Here is a 19,726-nt window from a genome sequence, read left to right on the forward strand (position 1 = left end):
GTCGTCTAATAAGCGAATCTCTTTTGCAACGTAGCCGGGGTTTCTTTACAGTGAGCCTGGTAGTCTGCCGCATCAATGGTTTTCAGTCGGTCCCTGAGCGTCATTAATAGCAGGACATCCTTTGTGGAGATACCCAGCGGCGCTTTCGCACTCACCTGCGCTTTAATATCCTCCAACACCGCCGGTGACCACCATTTCTCGGGAGTTCCGGAGTTGGGCACAAAATCTTTAAACAGATCCAGTCTGCGGTAGGTTACGCCGGAATCAGCAAAATAACCTGTCAGGGAGTGGTCCAGTTCAGCCTGGTTATTGGCTGGCGCAATGATCCGAACAGGATGATCTTTCCTGCAGGCCTGATCAGCAACCAGAGGAATAATTGTTTTACTTTTACCGTAACCGGTACCCAGCTGGAACACCAATGTATTACCTTTTGACGCCCTGCCTTTCTCCATTTTCTGCACAAATTTAAATGCTTTTTCAGCCATCTTTGGCTGATCGCCACGCAGGACCAGCCCGCCTTGCTCAAATGCAATCATGGCCCGGCTTTGTTCATCCAGACCACGACGGTAGTGAGACTCGATTCGTTCACTGGCTTCTTTCTGCGCACCAGCCAGTAGCGCCATATCCAGATTCAATGCCTGACAGGCACCTTTAAACTCATCATCGGGCATCTGCTGACTGCCAAAGCGCTCACTCCTGACCACCGCCAGTTTGTCTTTCAGAGCGTCCATACGCCGCCCCATGCTGCGACAGAAATCGCGCTCATTCTTCACCAGCATCAGTTGTACCAGGTCATCACAGAATGTGCCACGATTTACCCCGACCGACTCAGGCAGATGCCCGTTCTTAAACTGATTAATCGCAAAATCGACCAGTTCATCATCCCGGTAAAAATCCAGCTCTTTATCGTTATTTTTATCTCTAATAGCAGTACCCAGCTTTCTGGTCAGATAGTCCACGCCCTCGCTCAACCGCAGCTGCCGGTCCCGATTCACTTTGACCACCTTGTCAAAATTCGATGCAACCTGCTGGATTGAGCCCTTTGACCATTCCGGTGCATCCGGTTTAATTTCACAACCGGCAAATACCGACATGTTATGAAAAGCACCCGCTTTGAACACCTTGAGGTTTTTCTCACCAAGTTCAATCAGCTCATTATTGCCAAATTTCTTCCGGCACTGCTCATAATAGCCTTTGCCAACCTGATCAAAACTGGTATCTGGCGAGAGGTTTTGATAGCGCTGATCCGCTGATTTCAAGCTGGCATTTTCCAGATGAGTCCCTACCTTCTTTTTATTTTCTTTTTCATTCTGAAGATCAGTGTATTGACTCTTCCTTACCTTCCGACCCGCCAGAAGCTCGCTTTGATCCTGGGTACCAATCAATTTCTGTAGAGCTCCATCACTGGATCGTTTTTTCACGTCAATGCGGGTTTGGTGATATAACGAAGCCAGCTTTTTCTGCGCATTCTTTGTTTTATTCCACTTGTCGCGGACCGACTGTACGCCACCTCTGAGCGCACTGGCTTTGGCCTTGTCAACCTCATCTGGCTTGTTATTGAAGAAGGCCTGACCAGGGCCTTTTGCTGCCCGCAGCAAAAACTCGGCATCGACCAATTCATCGTCACTGGTAGCATCTATAGATTTGGGCTTTAACTCTCCTTTGCCATCCGGCTCATACAGGAAATACCGGGGCTCCTGTGCCGTAGTCTGCAAAACCAGAATGGCTGGCTTGCCATCATCTGCTCTCACTGGCAACCAGTTGTCGGCAAAGGGAATATTGCTTTTCGGGTACTCGTAGAGAAAGCGGGGGTGTAATGTATAATGTTTGGTGCCCAGCATGCCATGCCAGTCGCCAGCCCGGTTTTTTTCAAAGATAATGCCTTCCGGTTTGCCGCCATCGATCGCTATACTTTCTGCCCCTTCATCCGCTTTTCGATAGTTGGCATTGGGTACGCCAGCAAAAAACTCACTCAGAGGGCCTTTACCTCTGCCAAGCCTGGTGACCGTAAAAGATCCTTCCGTGGTCGCTGCACCATCTTTTAAGGCTTCATAATCGAAGATGCTTTTCTGGTGAAATGCCTCCATAAACGCCAGTTTCTGGCCGGTTGTTTCCGGAAAATCCCGGGCATTGTCCAGCTTTTTCAGTAAACCATCACAACGTTCTTCCAGTTTTTTATATCTGGGCTGACCATCTTTTGCAGTTAATTTACCGTTGTGCTGATTAACTGACTCAGCAGCCAGTTTGGAATTGGGCTTTTTCAGATCACTCTGGCAGGCTTGCAGAACAGCGAACTTACCCGGCATAGGATGCAGGTTGAATTGATCGCGAATATCCAGCAACCCTTTTGTCAATGCGGCATCCAGGTCCTCTGCCTTTTCCACAGCGGTATTGGTAATGCCTTCCTGCACTGGCTTCAGGCTGTTCAACAGCGCCAGCAACCTCGGCCTGATGCGGGCATCCTCGATCAGCCTGGCGGCCTGTTTTTCACCGGCTGACGTACTTGTATCTGAAACCTCAGCGTCGGTTTGCGGGTCACCAAATACCTTACCCAGTTCTGCCTCCTGTTGCCGGATAGCTTCTGAGGCAAATTGCTCACCTCTGATACTCAATTTTCCCTGATGAACACGGGCGGGAATTCTCTGTGGGTCGAGCTGCTGTAACCTCTGGGCATACTGCATATAAAGCTTCTGCAGCTGCAAATGACGCTCTTCACCACCGGGAACTTTAGCGACCTCTGCGTTACATCTTCTGACTAACTCCCTGGATACCCGATCAATGGTTTGACCCGCCAGGTAGCTGCACGCTTCTCCATTATTAGATGCAAATACACTGGCCAGGTCTGGTAACACCTTCTCCATATAGTCATTAGTATTGGGATAGTTAGTGCTGGTCTTATCCAGATCTGCAAGCCACTTTTGGACTGCTGGTCCCGTTATTGCCCGGTTTGATTGATCAATACTGTCTTTTTGCTGCTGCAGACTTTTTTTGATACTGCTCGCTCTATCTTCAAGTGCTTTACACTCTTTAGGGCGATTGCCATATTTATGATTAAAATCCTTAACGGTCTGATCTATATCTTTCCCCAAGGTTTGAATTTGCCCGGCAATCGCATTTCGCAAACGGGTATGACTTGGCTCAAGCTTTCTATCCTCTCCCTCCAGCCAGGTAATCTCTTTCTTTGCTATCTCTGCATCCTTCCAGTTATTAAACTGCTCCACTTTAGCGGCCATACTGTTTACCGCTTGTTGCAGGGCAACCGTGTTCTGATGAACCCCGGAAAGTTGAACCGCTTCCTGGTTAACGGGAACAGTGTTTAAATACTGCTCCAATTCCCCGGGCTCCAGATCCGGTGCAGTTGGCGAAGTCGCCTCTGGACGTTCTGCTGGTGCACGACTGTTGCTTTCTTCAGCCACCTCAGAAGTGTTACTGGTTGGATCTACAGTAACTGCTTGATCATTTCTGTCAGTATGCTCTGATGATACGGGTGCTGGTGTGTTGTCACCGTTCACTCCTGAGGCCGCTGCCATTAGACTACTTTTGTCGTCAATAGTCTCAGACATCGGACTGGTTTCACGACTGGCGGTCTCGGTTTTCGCATTGGTTGAGGCATCAGCAAACTGTAGGGGTGGACTGTTTTCGTCGTCTTCCCCTTCCGCTACGGGTATTGGGTCGGTTCCAGTTTCTTTGTCCACTGATGAGGGAGGAGGGGTAACAGGGCGCGACCCACCCACTGATTCCTCAGCTTCACCCCCGACCGGACTTTGTCTGACGCCCATCTCTTCAGGCATCTTACTGATTGAGTCATCAGTAGCCGGTGAGGTCTGACTACCGATAGCGGTCACCTCTGAAGCTGCAAGCTTCGGACTCGTTTCAACCCCTTTGTCAACTGCAGATGGAGGAGCAGTAACACCTGATTTCTCAGCTTCATTCTTGACTGTATCTTTGTTGTCTTCAGCACCCTCAGGAGTCTGTCTGGTTGAGACATCAATTCCCCTGGAAATCGGACTGGTTCCGCGACTGGTGGTTTCGGGTTTCGCATTGGTTGAGGCATCAACAAACTGACTCGGTGGACTGTTTTTGCCGTCTTCCCCATTCGCTACGGGTATTGGGCCGGTTCCGGTTTCTGTGTCCACTGGCGAGGAAGGAGGGGTAACAGGGCGCGACCCACCCACTGATTCCTCAGCTTCACCCCCAACCGGACTTTGCCTGACGCCCACCTCTTCAGGCATCTTACTGATTGAGTCATCAGTAGTCGGTGAGGTCTGACTACCGGTAGCGGTCATCTCTGAAGCTGCAAGCTCCGGACTGGTTTCACGACTGTTGGTCTCGGGTATCCCATTGATAGGGGCATCAGCAAGCTGTTGAGGTGTACTGTCTTCGTCGTCTTCTACTTTCGCTGCGGGTGTTGTGCCGCTTCCACGACTGGTGGTATCGGGTATCGCATTGGTTGAGGCATCAGCAAACTGTTGGGTAGGACTGTTTTCGTCGTCTTCTCCTTTTGCCTCGGTCGTTGGACCCGTCACAGTTCCTGTGTCAACTAGAGAGGAAAGAGGCGTAACAGAGCGCAAACCATCACCTGACTCGCCAGCTTCACCCTGTCCGGCTTCAATCTCTTCAGGCATGGGCCTGATTGACTCAGAAACCGATGAGGTCTGACTGCCTGTACTGGACGCCCCGAGTGTTTCTGGACTGGTTTCAGTTCCTTGATCAACTGAAGATGCTGGAGGAGTAGTGTCAGAACCATCATCTGGTCCTTTAGCTTCATCCTCAACTGTACGGTTTCCAGTCCCTTCAGGCATCGGCCCGGACGAGCCATCAGGAACCGGGAAGGTCTGAGTGCCTGTAGTGGACGCACGCCGCGCTAAGGATGTTGGACTGGTTTTAGTCGTCTGGTCCACTGAAGATGAAAGAGAAGCAACGTCAGAACTCTCACCTGATTTCTTGGCTTCATCCTCAACCGGACTTGTTCCAGTCCCTTCAGGCATTGGCTTGAGCGAATCAGGAACCGATGAGGTCTGACTGCCTGTAATGAACGCCCCCGGTGCTTCGGACGCTGGACTGGTTTTAATTCCCTGGTCAACTGGAGATAAAAGAGAGGCAACGTCAGAACCCTCGTCTGATTTTCCAGCTTTATCCCCAACCAGACTTTTTCCAGTCTCTTCAGGCATCGACCTGGGTGAATCAGTAACCGATGAGGTCTGACTGCCTGTACTGGACGCCCCGAGTGTTTCTGGACTGGTTTCAGTTCCTTGATTAAGTAAAGATGCTGGAGAAGCAGCATCAGTATCATCACCTTGTCCTTTAGCTTCATCCACAACCGGACTGTTTTCAGTCCCTTCACGTATTGCCCCTGGTAAACCATCAGGAACCGGGAAGGTCTGAGTGCCTGAAGTGGACGCACGCCGCGCTAAGGATATTGGATTGGTTCCAGTCCCCTGGTCAACTGGAGATAAAAAAGAGGCAACGTCAGAACCATCACCTGATTTCCTGGCATCATCCCCAACCAGACTTGTTTCAGTCCCTTCAGGCATTGGCTTGAGCGAATCAGGAACCGATGTGGTCTCACTGCCTGGAATGAAGGCCCCCGGTGCTTCGGACGCTGGACTGGTTTTAATTCCCTGGTCAACTGGAGATAAAAGAGAGGCAACGTCAGAACCATCGTCTGATTTTCCAGCTTTATCCCCAACCAGACTTTTTACAGTCTCTTCAGGCATCGACCTGGGTGAATCAGTAACCGATGAGGTCTGACTGCCTGTACTGGATGCCACGAGTGTTTCTGGACTGGTTTCAGTTCCTTGATCAACTAAAGATGCTGGAGAAGTACCGTCAGTATCATCACCTGGTCCTTTAGCTTCATCCACAACCGGACTGTTTTCAGTCCCTTCAGGCATTGGCTTGAGCGAATCAGGAACCGATGTGGTCTGACTGCCTGTAATGAAACCCCCCGGTGCTTCGGACGCAGGACTGGTTTTAATTTCCTGGTCAATTGGGGGTAAAAGAGAGGTAACGTCAGAACCATCGCCTGATTTTACAGCTTCATCCCCAACCGGACTGGTTCCAGTCCCTTTAGGCATTGAACCGGGTGAGCGATCAGGAACCGGTAAAGTCTGAGTGCCTGTAGTGGACGTACGCCGCGCTTCGGAGATTGGACTGGTTGCAGTTCCCTGGTCAACGGGAGATAAGAGAGGAGCAACGTCAGGACCATCACCTGATTTCCCGGTTGCATTCACAGCCGGACTTTTTCCAGTACCTTCAGGCATCGGCCCGGATGAATCTGAAACCGGTGAGGTTTGAGTGCCTGAAGTGGACGCTTGCCGCGCTGAGGACGTTGGACTGGTTTCAGTTCTTTGATCAATTGGAGATACAGAAGAAGTTACGTCAGACCTATAACCTGATTTCCCACCTTCTTCTTTGGCCTTATTGGTCACCGTCGGCACTTCATGCCCATTTGTCGCGATCAAGGCATCGTCACTGATTACGGCCGGTGTTTTCTTACCATCGGGCCTGGCCACGGTGCCGCTGCGCACGGCTGATGTTGTCTGGCCATTCGCTGAAGCTGGAGTCACAGGGTGCGACTCATCACCTGATACCTCACCCCTGGCTGGAGCTATAATTTCTTGCTTTGTTACACCCGGCTCTCCAACACTGTAATTGCTGAGTATATCTCTAAGCTTTCCTTCCGAATCAATCAGTTGTTTACCTGTGATTAACGTTTTGTCGTAGCCTGCGTTAAAATGCCAATCCCGGATATCATCCATTGATGAAACAATGATTTGTGCAAGCTCTTTTGGGCTGCTTAGATCAACTCTTTTAAGATCGTTCAGGTGGTTTTTCAGCTTTACTGAGAAATCAGCATCCAGATCTACTTCTTTTTTTGCTGATTTGGTTTGAATATCTATTAATATGTTCTTAACTTCATCCCGGTCTGACTGTAGATTTCGACCTTCAGCCTTTATATCACCACCACTGTTCAGTGCTGTTTCCACATCCCGAAAATGATCAGACTTTAACAATCCCCTGATTTTTATATCAAGAACAGGAACCGTGCGAATACTTCTGGCACGAAATGGTGTGCTTGGATGATCTTGAGGTCTCCAGGCAGGCTCGATATATCTAGCGGGTTTAGGGGGTTTAGGGCTTATATCATCTTTTTTCTTAGCAGTTTCCTGATGATCACCCCGGAGGAGTTCTGGCGGTGTTGAAAAGCTGGTTCCTCTTGGCCCATTGACATTACTCATAACCTGTCCTGACTGTTTGTTGTCCTTAACTATCAGCAGGCAATCAGTTGAAAAAACATCATCAGATCCGGTTGCCGGAGTCTGATTAATCCATGATTACACTTATTTAATTTCAGGCTAGCAGAATAGAAGGGCTTATTTAGTCTTTAAATGAAAACTCAGAACAGTTATCAATAAAACCGAACAGATTGAACAGTTTTTTTTAAATTCTCAAACAACCACCTTTTAAAAATTCATTCAGTACATTTTTTTGACTAGTCTGAAAATAGACTGCCCAGGTACCTGCCTCCATGCAGTCCTGTGGTGGTCGGCAGCCTGACGAATAAACCAAAATAGTTCATGCTCACCGCCCGTTTCCTTTCCAGAGCATTAAAAGTAGCTAACCGCTACTGAACTGTCAGCCCCTTCTCTTTCGGATTCCCAAGATCCCGCAGGGTGTTTTCCAGCTGTTGCAGCCGCAGAGAGACCTGGCTCTGGAAAGCACCCAGCTTTTTACTGAGTTCATCCTGGGTTTGCGCAGAGGCTTTTATTTGCTGCTCGACACTCTGCTGTGCAGATAAAGCACTCTTTAAACCATCAATTTCAGCTTTCAGTGCTTCAACACGGCTAACCATATCCGAATTGGCTACCAGCTGTTCAGTGGTCACTGCCTTAATGACCTGGTCCAGCTCATTCAGCTTTGAGACCGCCTGCTCAGAGGACTTTTTAGCCGCATCAAACTGTTTGACCGCAAGGTCTACTTTCTTCGCCCCCTGGTCAATTTTATCTTTATTCTCATTAATCCACTGACGGTTTCTTTTGTTAGCAACATCCCAAAGCTTACGAATTTCAGAGTTCACTTCTTTAAGCTCTGAGCGGAAGATGGAGTCACTCTGGTTAATGGACTCACCGGTTTGAGAAACCTGCCCGGTCACCAGGCCCAGTTGATCCCGGGTTGCCTGCAGCTCCTGCCGGGTCTCCTTCAGGGCCTTGTGCAGCTCAGTCACCTGCCAGTAACCGCCAGCAGTAACACCGGCCAGAAGCACAAACAGAACACCCGAGACCAGATAGCCCGAACCGCTGCTTTTACCGTTGGCTGCGGATTTACTGAAACTTTTTGGCCCGGAGCCAGTGGAACGGTGCCTGGAAGGACGCTGGTCAGCGGTTATGGATAAGTCCTGGTTTGACTGATAAATCTTGTTATCCTCTTGCATACTCACTGCTTTCCATCAAAAACACCGATCAATTTGTGTATTTTTTTAGACTCGGACGAAACGGTGTTCCCGGCTCCTGGCTGTTCTGAAAAAATGAGGGACTATTGTAGAAGAAAGAAATCCTGCCCCCAACCTTTTTATTCAACGTAAAGGAGTGCGTTGGACTTGAAATTTCTGCGGCAAACCTCAAGATACATTCCACATGGATTCGTAGTAGCCACGATGCTACTATCGCTTTGCGAAAAATCAGGTCTCTGAACGAAACCAATACTATTCCAACCACAGCGGGAGAACACAAATGGCTTTTCAACTGCCTGAGCTGCCCTACGAGCGCAATGCCCTTGAACCACATATCTCCAAGGAAACTCTGGATTACCATTACGGCAAACATCACAACACTTACGTTGTCAAACTGAACGGTCTGGTTGAAGGCACCGAGCTGGAAAACAAGAGCCTGGAAGAGATCATCAAAACGTCTGAAGGTGGCATCTTCAACAACGCTGCCCAGGTATGGAACCACACCTTCTACTGGAACTGCCTGAGCCCCAATGGCGGCGACAAGCCTTCCGGTGAACTGGCAGCAGCTATCGACAATGCTTTTGGCTCTTATGATGAGTTTGTTGCCAAATTCTCTGACATGGCCGTTAACAACTTTGGTTCCTCCTGGACCTGGCTGGTAAAAAACACCGACGGTTCCCTGGAAATCGTCAACACCAGCAACGCCGGCACACCAATCACTGGCGACCAGAAGCCTCTGCTGACCTGCGACCTGTGGGAGCACGCTTACTACATCGACTACCGTAACGTGCGCCCAGACTACCTGAAAGGCTTCTGGGCCCTGGTGAACTGGGAATTTGTTGCGGCTAACTTTGGGGCTTGATCAGTCAACTGTCCGATAGCCAATTAAGTTGGGAAACAAACCTGACCAATTGGCAAATAAACCTGTTGAGTTAGGAAATATTTCCAAGGCAGGAGTCTATACCGCCTGATTAAGAACGCTTATCAGGCGGTATCTAAAATACTAAAAAGAGATAATAGCAACTTCCCTTAATTCCAGATCGGAAAGAAAATATTCCACTCGGGAAAAGCAAGGTCGTGGCACTGGCTCAGACTATATCCCCGGACTTTTCATCACTGAAGCGCCTTCATTACACGGTAACCAGAAACACTCTGTTCCCGGCAATCTTCCTCCTGGCCCTTGACGACGAATCACCTTAATTGTGAAACCCTGATTTTCAATGCTGCCGTAACGGGAATCTGGCCAACCTGAGAATGCTGCCAGGAGCCTGTATTTCCATCCATAGCCTACGCATTAAGAGCAGAGCGACCTTGGCTTTGCAGGTTTGGATAAAAATAGATAAGTAGTTAACCAAATGAAATCATATATTTCTGACTAAGTTCTCAGTCACTCTGCGGCGTTGCAACTCCGGTCACATAGCTACGGCTATGCTCCCTACGTTGCGCCTTGCATAGCAACTGCCCACTTAGCCAGAAATATACGATTCCATTTGGCCAACTACTTAGCAAGCTGGCGCAGAGCAAACTCTGTACTAACCTCAATGAATCTGAAGACCTGCAAAACGGATTTAGTGAATATTTCATCTATTTTTACGGTTCGCAAGAGTATTGGGATAAGTAATATGCAGACGACAAATTTTACACAAACAGAATGCAGTAAACCCTGGTCGATAAGAAATACTGATTACAGCGACACGGGATGTTTACTGGGCTGTGCTGCGGGTTGTTTCCTGGGGCATTCTGTAGTCGCTTTTAGCGGTGCTGGATGTCTTCTTGGCGCAGCCATTAATACGCTCTGCCAAAATGATTATAACGATAAACATTGTAAAGATCTTAAAATTATACTCTCTGGATCAGAAGAGCCTGTCAGCAAAAAATCCAACAGTATTCCTGTTACTGACCAACCGAAGCATTGAACAAAACCGGGGCGCAATTCCACTCACTTTGGGATAGGAGCAATTACCGCATAGGGCAGTCTATTCTCGGAAGCCTTCATGGATAATGGCTTTTAATAGCTGCCAGATGTTTGTGGTTGCCATCCATTGAATTCTGGTGAACAACCTTCTTTGCCCGGTGCAAAACGGTCAGGCTTGTGCCTGACTTAGGGATTTGAACAACAATCGTCTTATTCCAGGTTTTGTTTTATGGAATTTTCTCTGCTGATTTTTGTCCTACCCACAATTGAGTCACAAAGCAGGCAAAGCAATGAACGCGGCAGGTTTCGCATTTAATTGTCCTATTTGTTTCTACGACGGCCATATCGGAGGCCAAACTGGTGGGAATTCACTGGTCAAAACCTCTTGCCCGGCATCCCACGTTTTCCACCTGAAGTGCATCACCGAATGGCTTGAAAGTAATCAGCAGAAGATAAAAAGACTTGATCAACGCCAATGCAGTCAATGCATGCAACCGGCACTGCCATTGCTTCTTTTGGACAGGAGCAACGTCATTGACAACGAATCAGCTTATTGTGAGTCAGTGATGTTTAATGTCTGCCGTACCGGAGACCTGGTAACACTGAAGATGTTGCTGCGCGAAGACGAGACCCTGGCAAACCGGACTTACCGTTCGGTGCTCACCGGTCATTCTGAACACCTGTTAGTTGTCGCCATCAATTACGGCCATTATCATTGTGCCCGGGCTCTGATCGACTGCGGTGCCGATGTCAATGCCGCTGGTCACGATGCTGAGACGCCCCTGCGTATCGCCATCCGAAAGAGCGGCTCCGAGGTTGTCGACATGTTGATCAGGGCCGGTGCCGATGTCAATGCCGCTGGTCACAATGGTGAGACGCCCCTGCGTATCGCCATCCGGAAGGGCCGCTCCGAGGTCGTCGACATGCTGATCAGGGCCGGTGCGAATATCAATAACGTACTTCGCACCGCTGTCCGGGAGGGCAATGTTCCACTCCTTCGATACCTGATCAGCACCAAACCCAGCCAACCCGCCCTTAATACCGCCCTGCGCGATGCTGCCGAACGGGGGCAGGCGCTGTGCCTTTTCATCCTGATCTTTGCGGGAGCGAACGACCTTAACGGTGCCCTTTACGCTGCCGCTGAGCGGGGGCATACACAGTGCATTGATATTCTGATCACAGAGGGAGCAAACGACCTTAACGGTGCACTGTACATTGCTGTTCTGACGGAAAACATCGCGGGCCAGGTTGTTCTGACCCAACAAGGAGCAAATATTGCTACCGTACTGCACACTGCTGCCAGACAAGGTTCCTGGGAATTTTTCAATCTCCTGAGCGACCCGACACACATCAATGACACCGATGCAAAAGGTCAAACGCCGTTGCATATCACCGTTGCCAACGGGCATTGCAAATGCGTGGAAAAGCTGCTTGAAACCGGGGGAGTGAATATCAATAGCACTGATAGCCTCGGCTATACGGCTCTTCACCTGGCTGCCCGCAATGGCAACACAGAGATCGTTAACATCTTGCTGGCCGCTTACGGCATCAATACCAATGCCAGGAATAAAGATGGCTGGACGGCTCTCCATTTAGCGGCCCGCCGAGGCCACACCGAGACTGTCAAGGCGTTACTGGCGGCTCGCGATATCAAGGTTAATCGGAAAGATCACAATGGCTGGACGGCTCTCCACATGGCAGCCTGGAATGGCCACACAGAGACCGTCATGGCGTTACTGGCCGCTGACGGCATCGAGGTTAATGAGAAAGATCACGATGGCTGGACGGCTCTCCACCTCGCTGCCAGATACAATCATCCAGAGTCCGTCAAAGTGTTACAGCTGGCTCCGGGTATCCACGTCAATGCAACAAATACCAATGGCGGGACGGCTCTCCACCTCGCTGCCAGATACGGCTGCCCAGAGTCCGTCGAAGCGTTACTGCCCGCTTTCGGCATCCGGGTCAATGAGATGGATAAAAATGGCGATACGGCCCTGAGCCTGGCTACAAGGTTTGGTCACACCGCCACCAAGGAACTTCTTGTTGAAAATGGGGCCATTAATCCACCGTTCTGTCATCTACTATGAGCCATAAAATTCGGGATCATTCATTAAACGGCTAAAACAGCTTAATCAAAAACGTCTCGTTCAACATACTGTTTTAAGGAATTTTCTCTACCGATGTTTGTCCTAACCACAACCCTTATCACACAGTAAGCTTCAGCCATGCACAGCGTCAGCGGCAACACCACAGATTTTTCCTTTAATTGCTCGAACTGTATAGGCGACGACAGGCATATCAGAGGACAATATGGCGGATATTTACTGGTCAAAGCCTCTTGCCCGGAGTCTCACGTTTTCCACCTGGAATGCATCACCCAATGGCTGGACAGTGATCTGCAGAAAGTAAAAAGGCTTGATGAACGCCAATGCAGTCAATGCATGCAACCGGCGCTGCCATTGGTTCCTCTGGACGGTAGCCAAGTCCCTGGCGACGAATCGCCCTATTGTGAATCCCCGATGCTTAATGCCTGTCGTACCGGGAATCTGGAAACGCTGAAAATACTGCTGGCCGAAGATGAGACTTTGGCAAACCGGACTTACCGTTCGGCACTCACCGGTCATCCTGAACACCCGATAGCTGTCGCCATCAATTACGGCCATACAGATTGCGTCCGGGTCCTGGTCGACTGCCATGCTGATGTCAATGCCGTTGGTCTCGATGGTGAGACACCTCTGCAAAATACCACTACCCGGCAGCGCCAGACCATTGACTTGCAAATGCTGCTGACCGGGGCCGGCGTGAATATCGATAACGTACTGCACACCGCTGTCCGGGAGGGCAATGCCGAACTCCTTGAATACCTGAACAGCACCCAACCCAGCCAGCGCGCCCTTGATAACGCCTTGAATGAAGCCGCCGGGCAGGGGCAAACGCAGTGCCTTGAGCCCCTGATCAACATGGGAGCAAACGACCTTAACGGTGCCCTGAGCGAAGCCGCCGAGCAAGGAAAAACCCAGTGCCTTACCACCTTGATCAACATGGGAGCAAACGACCTTGACGGCGCATTGCGCGAAGCCTCCAGATGGGGGAAAACGCAATGCCTTGAACTATTGATTAGCAAGGGCGCGAAAGATCTTTACGCAGCCTTGTATATTGCTGTCCTGACGAAAAATGTAGAGATACAGTGCATTCTGATGAGAAAGGAGCGGGTCTTAATACCTTATGGAGCACTGGTAACAAAGAGAATCCTATGACAAGTTTCATTCGCAGGATCATCATCAGTTACCTCAATACCACCGATGAAGCAGACATAAAACCACTGCATTGCGCCGCTGCCAGGGGCTATACCAAAGGCCTTAAAAAGCTGATTGAAACCAGGGGAGTGGATGTTAATGCCACTGATTACCATGACCATACGGCTCTTCGCATCGCTGCCTGCTGCGGCCACACAGAGACCGTCAAGGCATTACTGGGCATTTCCGGGATCCAGGTCAATGTTGAGAATACCTCCGGCGAAACGGCTCTCCACTTTGCTGCCTGGAGTGGCCACACAAAAACCGTCAAGGCATTACTGGCCGCTGACGGCATCAAAGTCAATCTGCAGAATTGCATTGGCTGGACGGCTCTACATTTTGCCGCCAAATTCGCCAGTCCAGAAACCATCAAGGCGTTACTGGAAGCTGACGGCATCAATGTCAATGAGAAGGATGACGGAAACTGGACGGCTCTCCACGTAGCTGCCGCATACGGCAATGCAGAGAACGTCAAGATGTTACTGGCTGCTGGCGGCATCAAGATCAATGAGAAAGACGACGAAGGCTGGACGGCTCTCCATTTAGCGGTCTACGACGATGAAACAGAAGTCGTCAGGAGGTTACTGGAAGCTGACGGCATCAAGGTCAATGAGAAGACTAACGATGGCTGGACGCCTCTGCACCAGGCTATCAGATACGCCAGTGCAGAAACCGTCAAGGTGTTACTGGCTGCTAACGACAGCGGGATCAATGAGAAGAATAACAAAGGCTGGACGGCTCTCCACCTGGCTGTTGGATTCGCCAGTGTAGACATCATCAAAATGGTACTGGCAGCTGACGGCATCAAGGTCAATGAGCAGAAAAACGATGGCTGGACGGCTCTCCACTTAGCTGTCTATCGAGGTGACACAGAGATTGTCAGGTTGTTACTGGATGCTGACGGCATCGAGGTCAATGCGAAGACCAACAAAGGCTGGACTGCTCTGCATCAGGCTACCAACAGTGGCAATACAGAGATCGTCAAGATGTTACTGGCTGCTCCAGGTATACAGATCAATGAGCAAAATAACACAGGCTCGACGGCTCTCACCCTGGCTACCAATTACGGCTACACCGCTTGTGCAAAACTCCTTGCTGAAAGTGGGGCAGTAGATAATCCATCGCCCTGCCCGCAACAGTGAGCGAAATGGTGGAACTCCGTTATTGAACATTTAGCGCCCTTTTTCAGTTCTATAGGCTTCACGGTAAGGAAGCAGTCATGAATATCCCGCAAAGCAATCATATTACCAATTACCTGTTTAGCACTGATCATAATGTTGTTTTTCAGGAAAGCACCGGAAACGCACTGCCGCCTAATTTAAAACATGAAATGCTGAAAATTTACCAGCAAAGCCCTAACCGCTTCAGTGAAGATAATCACAGCATTCCCATTAATCAGAGGAATATTGAACTGATCCATGTATTGCCAATTCTGGCTCAAACCGATTACTTTATTGAGAAACTAAATAGCCATGCCCTGGAATTCTGTAAAAACATTAACAAAATTTATTCAATAGATATACAAATGGCCCTATGGGATACAGGCCCCTTCAAAACATTATCAGATATCGGGAAGTTCATGGAATCCATTATTGCCAAGAACAACGATAGACGTGATATAACTCATAATGAAAAAATAGCATTCAGATTTCTGTTAACCGGTTTATTAAAAATGGATCATGATTTGGATGTTTACAATGCAACCCACATATTGAATATATTATCGAAATATTTTCACCCCGATAAAAGTATCAGACACTGTGAACTCTACTCATGTATCTTAAGCAAAGGACCACGACTTGCCATGGTGATATTTGATGTGTGGAGCTTAAATAATACGCCGAAACTCTCACTTCTGAAAAATGAGGTTTTTGGTATGTCCGTTTACCGGTTAATTACATTAATTTCCAGGCTAAATGAAAGCACACATGAAATCCCAAGAGTTGCAGAGCGATGCCAGCTTCGCAAACAGATACAATTAAGGTTAGAAACACTCCAAAGCATTAGCCTGCAAGAAAACCTGTTAAAGACACTTATCAAATACAATGAACAAGCACTGCTGGAAGCATTGACGAATCGTGCAGACTTCAATATCAATGAACTGCGTATTAGTGGAGAAACGCCACTGATTTATGCCATTAAACAAAGAAGTCAATGGATTATCGACTTTTTAATAAAAAAGCAAGATGTTAATGCGCTTGGTCTGGAAAATAAAACACCCCTTCAGATAGCCATTGATTGCTACAGTAAATATCTTGATGAGAATGAATCCGGTGATGATTGCAACCCCTACAAACCAGTCATTGAATCTTTATTAAATTGTCCTCAACTCGACGTTAATGCTCAGGACTCACTGGGCATGACCGCTTTATGCCATATTGCCATGCTACCAAAAGCCGATTCAACCTACTTTTCGTTTGTCGAGAAACTGATTTCCAGGGGTGCCAATATAGAAAAAGCTGTTTATGGCTATGAAACAGTGATTAGTTTATTAGGGCAAAATAGAACCTGACCGATGGTTAAAGATTACCAGGAGGCTGACCGAGAATAGCGCCCGTAGCGAGGATGGTAGAAAATTGAGGGTAAAAAGTCGGAAATTTTTAGTGAATAGTGGTTCTATTTACTAAAAATTTCCGACTTTTTAGACCAATTTGCTGCCACCGCAGTAGGGCAGTCTATTCTCGGTCAGCCTCCTAGCGATATCGCCAACCTGTCAGTATGGCAAACCAGAACAAAGCATCCAGATGAACCAGAGGGAGGGGCGCACTGTTCGCACCGAGGTTTGGCGATTTCGCGCCTGATGAACGCCATATACCCTTACGGGTAAGATTGTTGGGAGTCGGCATCAGGTTCATCTTGATAAAGTCTTTATGCGTACAATCGGGGTAGACTGACCTGGGGAAGCGCTTTTTCCTGATATCCTGCACATAGCGGACGTCAGGGTCACACCAGTAACCACACTCAAGTGCTGCCCTTCTCAGTGTTTCTGCCGGTAGTTTCTGGTGAATTATCTCCTTCATTGCTTCCGGTTGCATGCCAAAAGCGGTGCCGAATAAGTCTGCGGCAATTGCAACCAACTCCCCGGCCAACTGATTCATCTGCTCTGAATTGGTGTAATCCAGCTGGCCAGTGTCGTGGCGAACTCTCAGCCAGTTGATCGCCAGCCCGTAAAAAGTTTTCCCGAGTTCAGAGATTCTGAGCAGTTGCTGACTCTCGGCACTGGTTACATCAACGTGACAGGTAACGAAAAGGTCGATGGTGTGTTCATTAAAGGAACGTATATCAGCCCAGTCTCTCATTCCTACGGGGGCTGGTGCGATATTTGGATAATCCTGATGCCACTCGCCCATGTTGCCGGGACAGCGCTGCTTGCTAAAAAAAGGGGTCGGTGACCAGGCTCTGCCTTCAACCGTGTCATGAAACATGGATAATGCATCCGGTGCCTGCAAGTTTTGCCGCCACAGGCGGCCGACATCTCTGGCAAACAGTCCGAGCCCAGCGAGTGATGCCTCAACACCGAGGCCAGCAACACCTTCTGTCTCGTAGGGATAATGGTGATAGAGCGCGCTGTTTTCTTCGTCATCAAATACCTGGAGAAAAGCGGAGTTGTCGGGTTCAAACGCAATCATTGCCAGGGTTGACTCAGGAACACCGGCCCGCTGCAACTTACTCAGGGCATCGGTCAGGCGAAAGATTCCCATGGGTTTAAGCAGTGCACTTTCCAGTCCCAGTTCCGCTTTATGCCGGCGAAAAAATTCAAGGTGTGGTTGCTCTCGAATAAAATCTCCCCAGGGCTCTCTGCCACCGGGCAACTGTTTCAGGAACTTATAACGCCGATAACCGTTTGGCGTTGCTGCACAGGGAAAAGCCAGGCTGCGCCCGTAAACCGTTATGTGGCTATTGGCAAAGAACGGTTTTTCCCAGGGTTCAGGAAGCCTGGGAATGTTTTTTTCCGTATGCCTGGCAGCAAAATTTTCAACTACACGCAAAAAGCCGGCGCTGCAAGTCGCCCTGGGCGCTGGGATACTGTCAGCCCCGAGTGCAAGACCAATGAGATGCCAGGGATAGTAAGACTCCTCAGGTGTATCGGCACTGCCCCGTTTAATAAACATTGACTTCCTGTCGGCCCGTGTTCTGGTCAGATACTCAAGGAGACAGTACTGCATGTCCGGTATCATAACTCTGATCACTTGCGCAAGATATTCAATCGGTAGCTCTGAGTCCTGTACAAGCATTGTTAATTCCAGCTCAGCTTGCAAATTCCAAAAAATATCGGTGTTACTTGCCAAAAAGCTGATAACACGCTGAAAAAAATCGTTCGTTGATTCCAGAGTGTGGTGGAAATTTGCCTTCTCGCATCTCTCGGGCAAAGGCGAACCACTGGGAAAGGCTGTCGGAGTGAATGTCAAGGATGGTCGTTGGTAGTAGAGGTGCTTAAAAAGGTACAGATACTCACTGAACCAGGCGACACTCATTGGGTGACCAAATGCTATCAGGCTTTGTATGCAGTCAATAAGGCTCTCCCCGGAGGTTAGCTTTAGCAGGCTACTGCGCCGACTTCTGACAAGGTTCTGGTCCGGTGAGATCAGTGGTAAGTCAGATACCTGATACGGGTGGTGATGATACAATCGCATCAAGGGAGTAGCACCACTGTCGTCCTTCATATTCGCCAGATCTCTGGCGGGCAGCAACTGGAACAGGTCATCATAGGCGACCACATAACGGTTGAGAAAGGTAAAGTGTACTCCTTCACAATAGTCAGGCAGTGCTGTAGCCAGAACGTGCAGTATGTTTGCTCCCTGATTAAATCTCTGATTGAGAATGGCCTGCCAGGAGTCTGCCAACGTCTCCTTCAGCAGACCGAACATCTGCTTCTGACCCAGAATAAAGGTGCACAAAAATAATCGTTCTCGCTGTGCGGCGTCCATGTGGTGCAATTCTTCTTTGATCAGCGGTTGATATCGTGAAGCGTTAACCTCGAGCTGATAAAGATTTGCTATAAAACGTTCTGAGTTGAGATCCGTTATGATGGATTGACTGATATCCTGTTCAGTCCGGGAGTCGCTCAATGTGTTGCCCAACACCGCAAAAAGTCCGGTTATCAGATAGTGTGCAGCACACTGGGAAAATAGCAGATTGGGATTGTTGCTTAATGGAAAATAGCTATTATAGAATTCTTGGCTGTTGTTAAAACTGTGAACGGCCTCCTTGATCTCAGCGTGAGTTAAATATTTTTCCACCGTTTGCGTACTGGTAGAATCAGCCATGTACATCATTCTTACGGCATTTATGTCCAGAAACGCCATCACAGCCTCATCGTCACTGTTGTCCAGCACCTGCCTCAGTAACAATGGAGGAACCCTTGGGTCGAATTTATAGAACCCGAGCTCTTTCACCACACCCACACCCTCATCAGCCAGTACTTGCAACACCGATAGATTGCCAGGATAGATACAATCATGAATCAGGCTTCTGACAACTTCTTGCAAGACCGGCCGCGAGGATTCAGAATTTTCAACGCGTGACAGCTCCTTCTGAAGCCGATCCATCTTTCTCTTAAAATTGGACCTTAAAGGCGTATCCAGCCTGGCCACGGCATTTTGAATGATCGTCAGGCGGTTTTGCTGGTCAGGATCAGCTGTGTGGATACGACGTTTTTTCAAAGGGGGCTCAAGCTGGTGATCAAGACCAGCTTGCGCGATTTTCTTTTTTTGCAATGGTTGTTGAGAGCGCAGCTTCCCATCAGATACTTCTCTAACCTGCCTTGTCTGGATTTGGTCCTGCCTGGCCGGACCCGGATTTACCTGAAGATCTACTCTCTCTGGCTTGACGTTACGGCTGGAAACAGGCTTTTTGGATAATTTATTCCATGCTAATGAGCCCACATAAAACGTTGTCTTGACTGGGGTAGCAATGGCATAGAGAGTGTTCCAGAATGCCCAGGAAAAAAAACCACCATTTTTGACGTTTTCCAGATTAAACCCGGGAGGAGGATAGAAAGGGGGCAATGGAGATTCAATTCCATTCATAGGGCGGATCCGTACTTTATCGTTTAAATAAAGT

General features: G+C 48.8%; 9 protein-coding genes. 6 read left to right on the forward strand and 3 right to left on the reverse strand.

Features of this window, described 5'->3' with window-relative positions; translation table 11 throughout:
- Positions 1 to 5 precede the first annotated feature (5 nt).
- Both O3276_RS07865 and O3276_RS07870 read right to left on the reverse strand, forming a co-directional pair.
- Positions 6 to 7,241: a hypothetical protein gene (locus O3276_RS07865; RefSeq protein ID WP_269675135.1), complete on the reverse strand. Its 7,236-nt coding sequence runs from the start codon at positions 7,239 to 7,241 to the stop codon at positions 6 to 8.
- A gap of 386 nt (positions 7,242 to 7,627) precedes the next feature.
- Positions 7,628 to 8,434 carry a hypothetical protein gene (locus tag O3276_RS07870; RefSeq protein WP_269675136.1) on the reverse strand — a complete coding sequence of 269 codons (807 nt, stop codon included), beginning with the start codon at positions 8,432 to 8,434 and terminating at the stop codon, positions 7,628 to 7,630.
- Between the two features lie 298 nt (positions 8,435 to 8,732).
- Between O3276_RS07870 and sodB the strand changes: the two genes are divergently transcribed.
- From sodB to O3276_RS07900, 6 genes are all read left to right on the forward strand, one after another.
- Positions 8,733 to 9,314, forward strand: a complete 582-nt coding sequence (gene sodB / locus O3276_RS07875; RefSeq protein ID WP_269675137.1) for a superoxide dismutase [Fe] — start codon at positions 8,733 to 8,735, stop codon at positions 9,312 to 9,314.
- Between the two features lie 679 nt (positions 9,315 to 9,993).
- Complete coding sequence (locus O3276_RS07880; protein WP_269675138.1) at positions 9,994 to 10,368, forward strand: hypothetical protein; 375 nt, start codon at positions 9,994 to 9,996, stop codon at positions 10,366 to 10,368.
- Between the two features lie 289 nt (positions 10,369 to 10,657).
- Entirely contained in the window at positions 10,658 to 12,454 is a 1,797-nt protein-coding gene (locus tag O3276_RS07885) for an ankyrin repeat domain-containing protein (protein ID WP_269675139.1), read from the forward strand.
- A gap of 138 nt (positions 12,455 to 12,592) precedes the next feature.
- Positions 12,593 to 13,624 carry an ankyrin repeat domain-containing protein gene (locus tag O3276_RS07890; protein ID WP_269675140.1) on the forward strand — a complete coding sequence of 344 codons (1,032 nt, stop codon included), beginning with the start codon at positions 12,593 to 12,595 and terminating at the stop codon, positions 13,622 to 13,624.
- The gene (locus O3276_RS07895; protein WP_269675141.1) at positions 13,621 to 14,805 is read left to right on the forward strand and encodes an ankyrin repeat domain-containing protein; all 1,185 of its coding nucleotides are present in this window, start codon (positions 13,621 to 13,623) and stop codon (positions 14,803 to 14,805) included. The genes O3276_RS07890 and O3276_RS07895 overlap by 4 nt, the downstream gene beginning before the upstream one ends.
- A gap of 77 nt (positions 14,806 to 14,882) precedes the next feature.
- Positions 14,883 to 16,175, forward strand: a complete 1,293-nt coding sequence (locus tag O3276_RS07900) for an ankyrin repeat domain-containing protein (protein WP_269675142.1) — start codon at positions 14,883 to 14,885, stop codon at positions 16,173 to 16,175.
- Positions 16,176 to 16,356: 181 nt separating this feature from the next.
- On the opposite strand, the gene O3276_RS07905 is transcribed toward O3276_RS07900, so the two are convergent.
- Positions 16,357 to 19,692: a hypothetical protein gene (locus O3276_RS07905; RefSeq protein WP_269675143.1), complete on the reverse strand. Its 3,336-nt coding sequence runs from the start codon at positions 19,690 to 19,692 to the stop codon at positions 16,357 to 16,359.
- Positions 19,693 to 19,726: the final 34 nt, after the last annotated feature.

The sequence above is a fragment of the Endozoicomonas sp. GU-1 genome (assembly GCF_027366395.1).
Lineage (GTDB): Bacteria > Pseudomonadota > Gammaproteobacteria > Pseudomonadales > Endozoicomonadaceae > Endozoicomonas.

Coding starts and splice junctions, on each gene's coding strand:
- O3276_RS07880 (WP_269675138.1), top strand. CDS start 9,994: ATGAATCTGAAGACCTGCAAAACGGATTTAGTGAATATTTCATCTATT.
- O3276_RS07900 (WP_269675142.1), top strand. CDS start 14,883: ATGAATATCCCGCAAAGCAATCATATTACCAATTACCTGTTTAGCACT.
- O3276_RS07885 (WP_269675139.1), top strand. CDS start 10,658: ATGAACGCGGCAGGTTTCGCATTTAATTGTCCTATTTGTTTCTACGAC.
- O3276_RS07895 (WP_269675141.1), top strand. CDS start 13,621: ATGACAAGTTTCATTCGCAGGATCATCATCAGTTACCTCAATACCACC.
- sodB (WP_269675137.1), top strand. CDS start 8,733: ATGGCTTTTCAACTGCCTGAGCTGCCCTACGAGCGCAATGCCCTTGAA.
- O3276_RS07905 (WP_269675143.1), bottom strand. CDS start 19,692: ATGAATGGAATTGAATCTCCATTGCCCCCTTTCTATCCTCCTCCCGGG.
- O3276_RS07890 (WP_269675140.1), top strand. CDS start 12,593: ATGCACAGCGTCAGCGGCAACACCACAGATTTTTCCTTTAATTGCTCG.
- O3276_RS07870 (WP_269675136.1), bottom strand. CDS start 8,434: ATGCAAGAGGATAACAAGATTTATCAGTCAAACCAGGACTTATCCATA.
- O3276_RS07865 (WP_269675135.1), bottom strand. CDS start 7,241: ATGAGTAATGTCAATGGGCCAAGAGGAACCAGCTTTTCAACACCGCCA.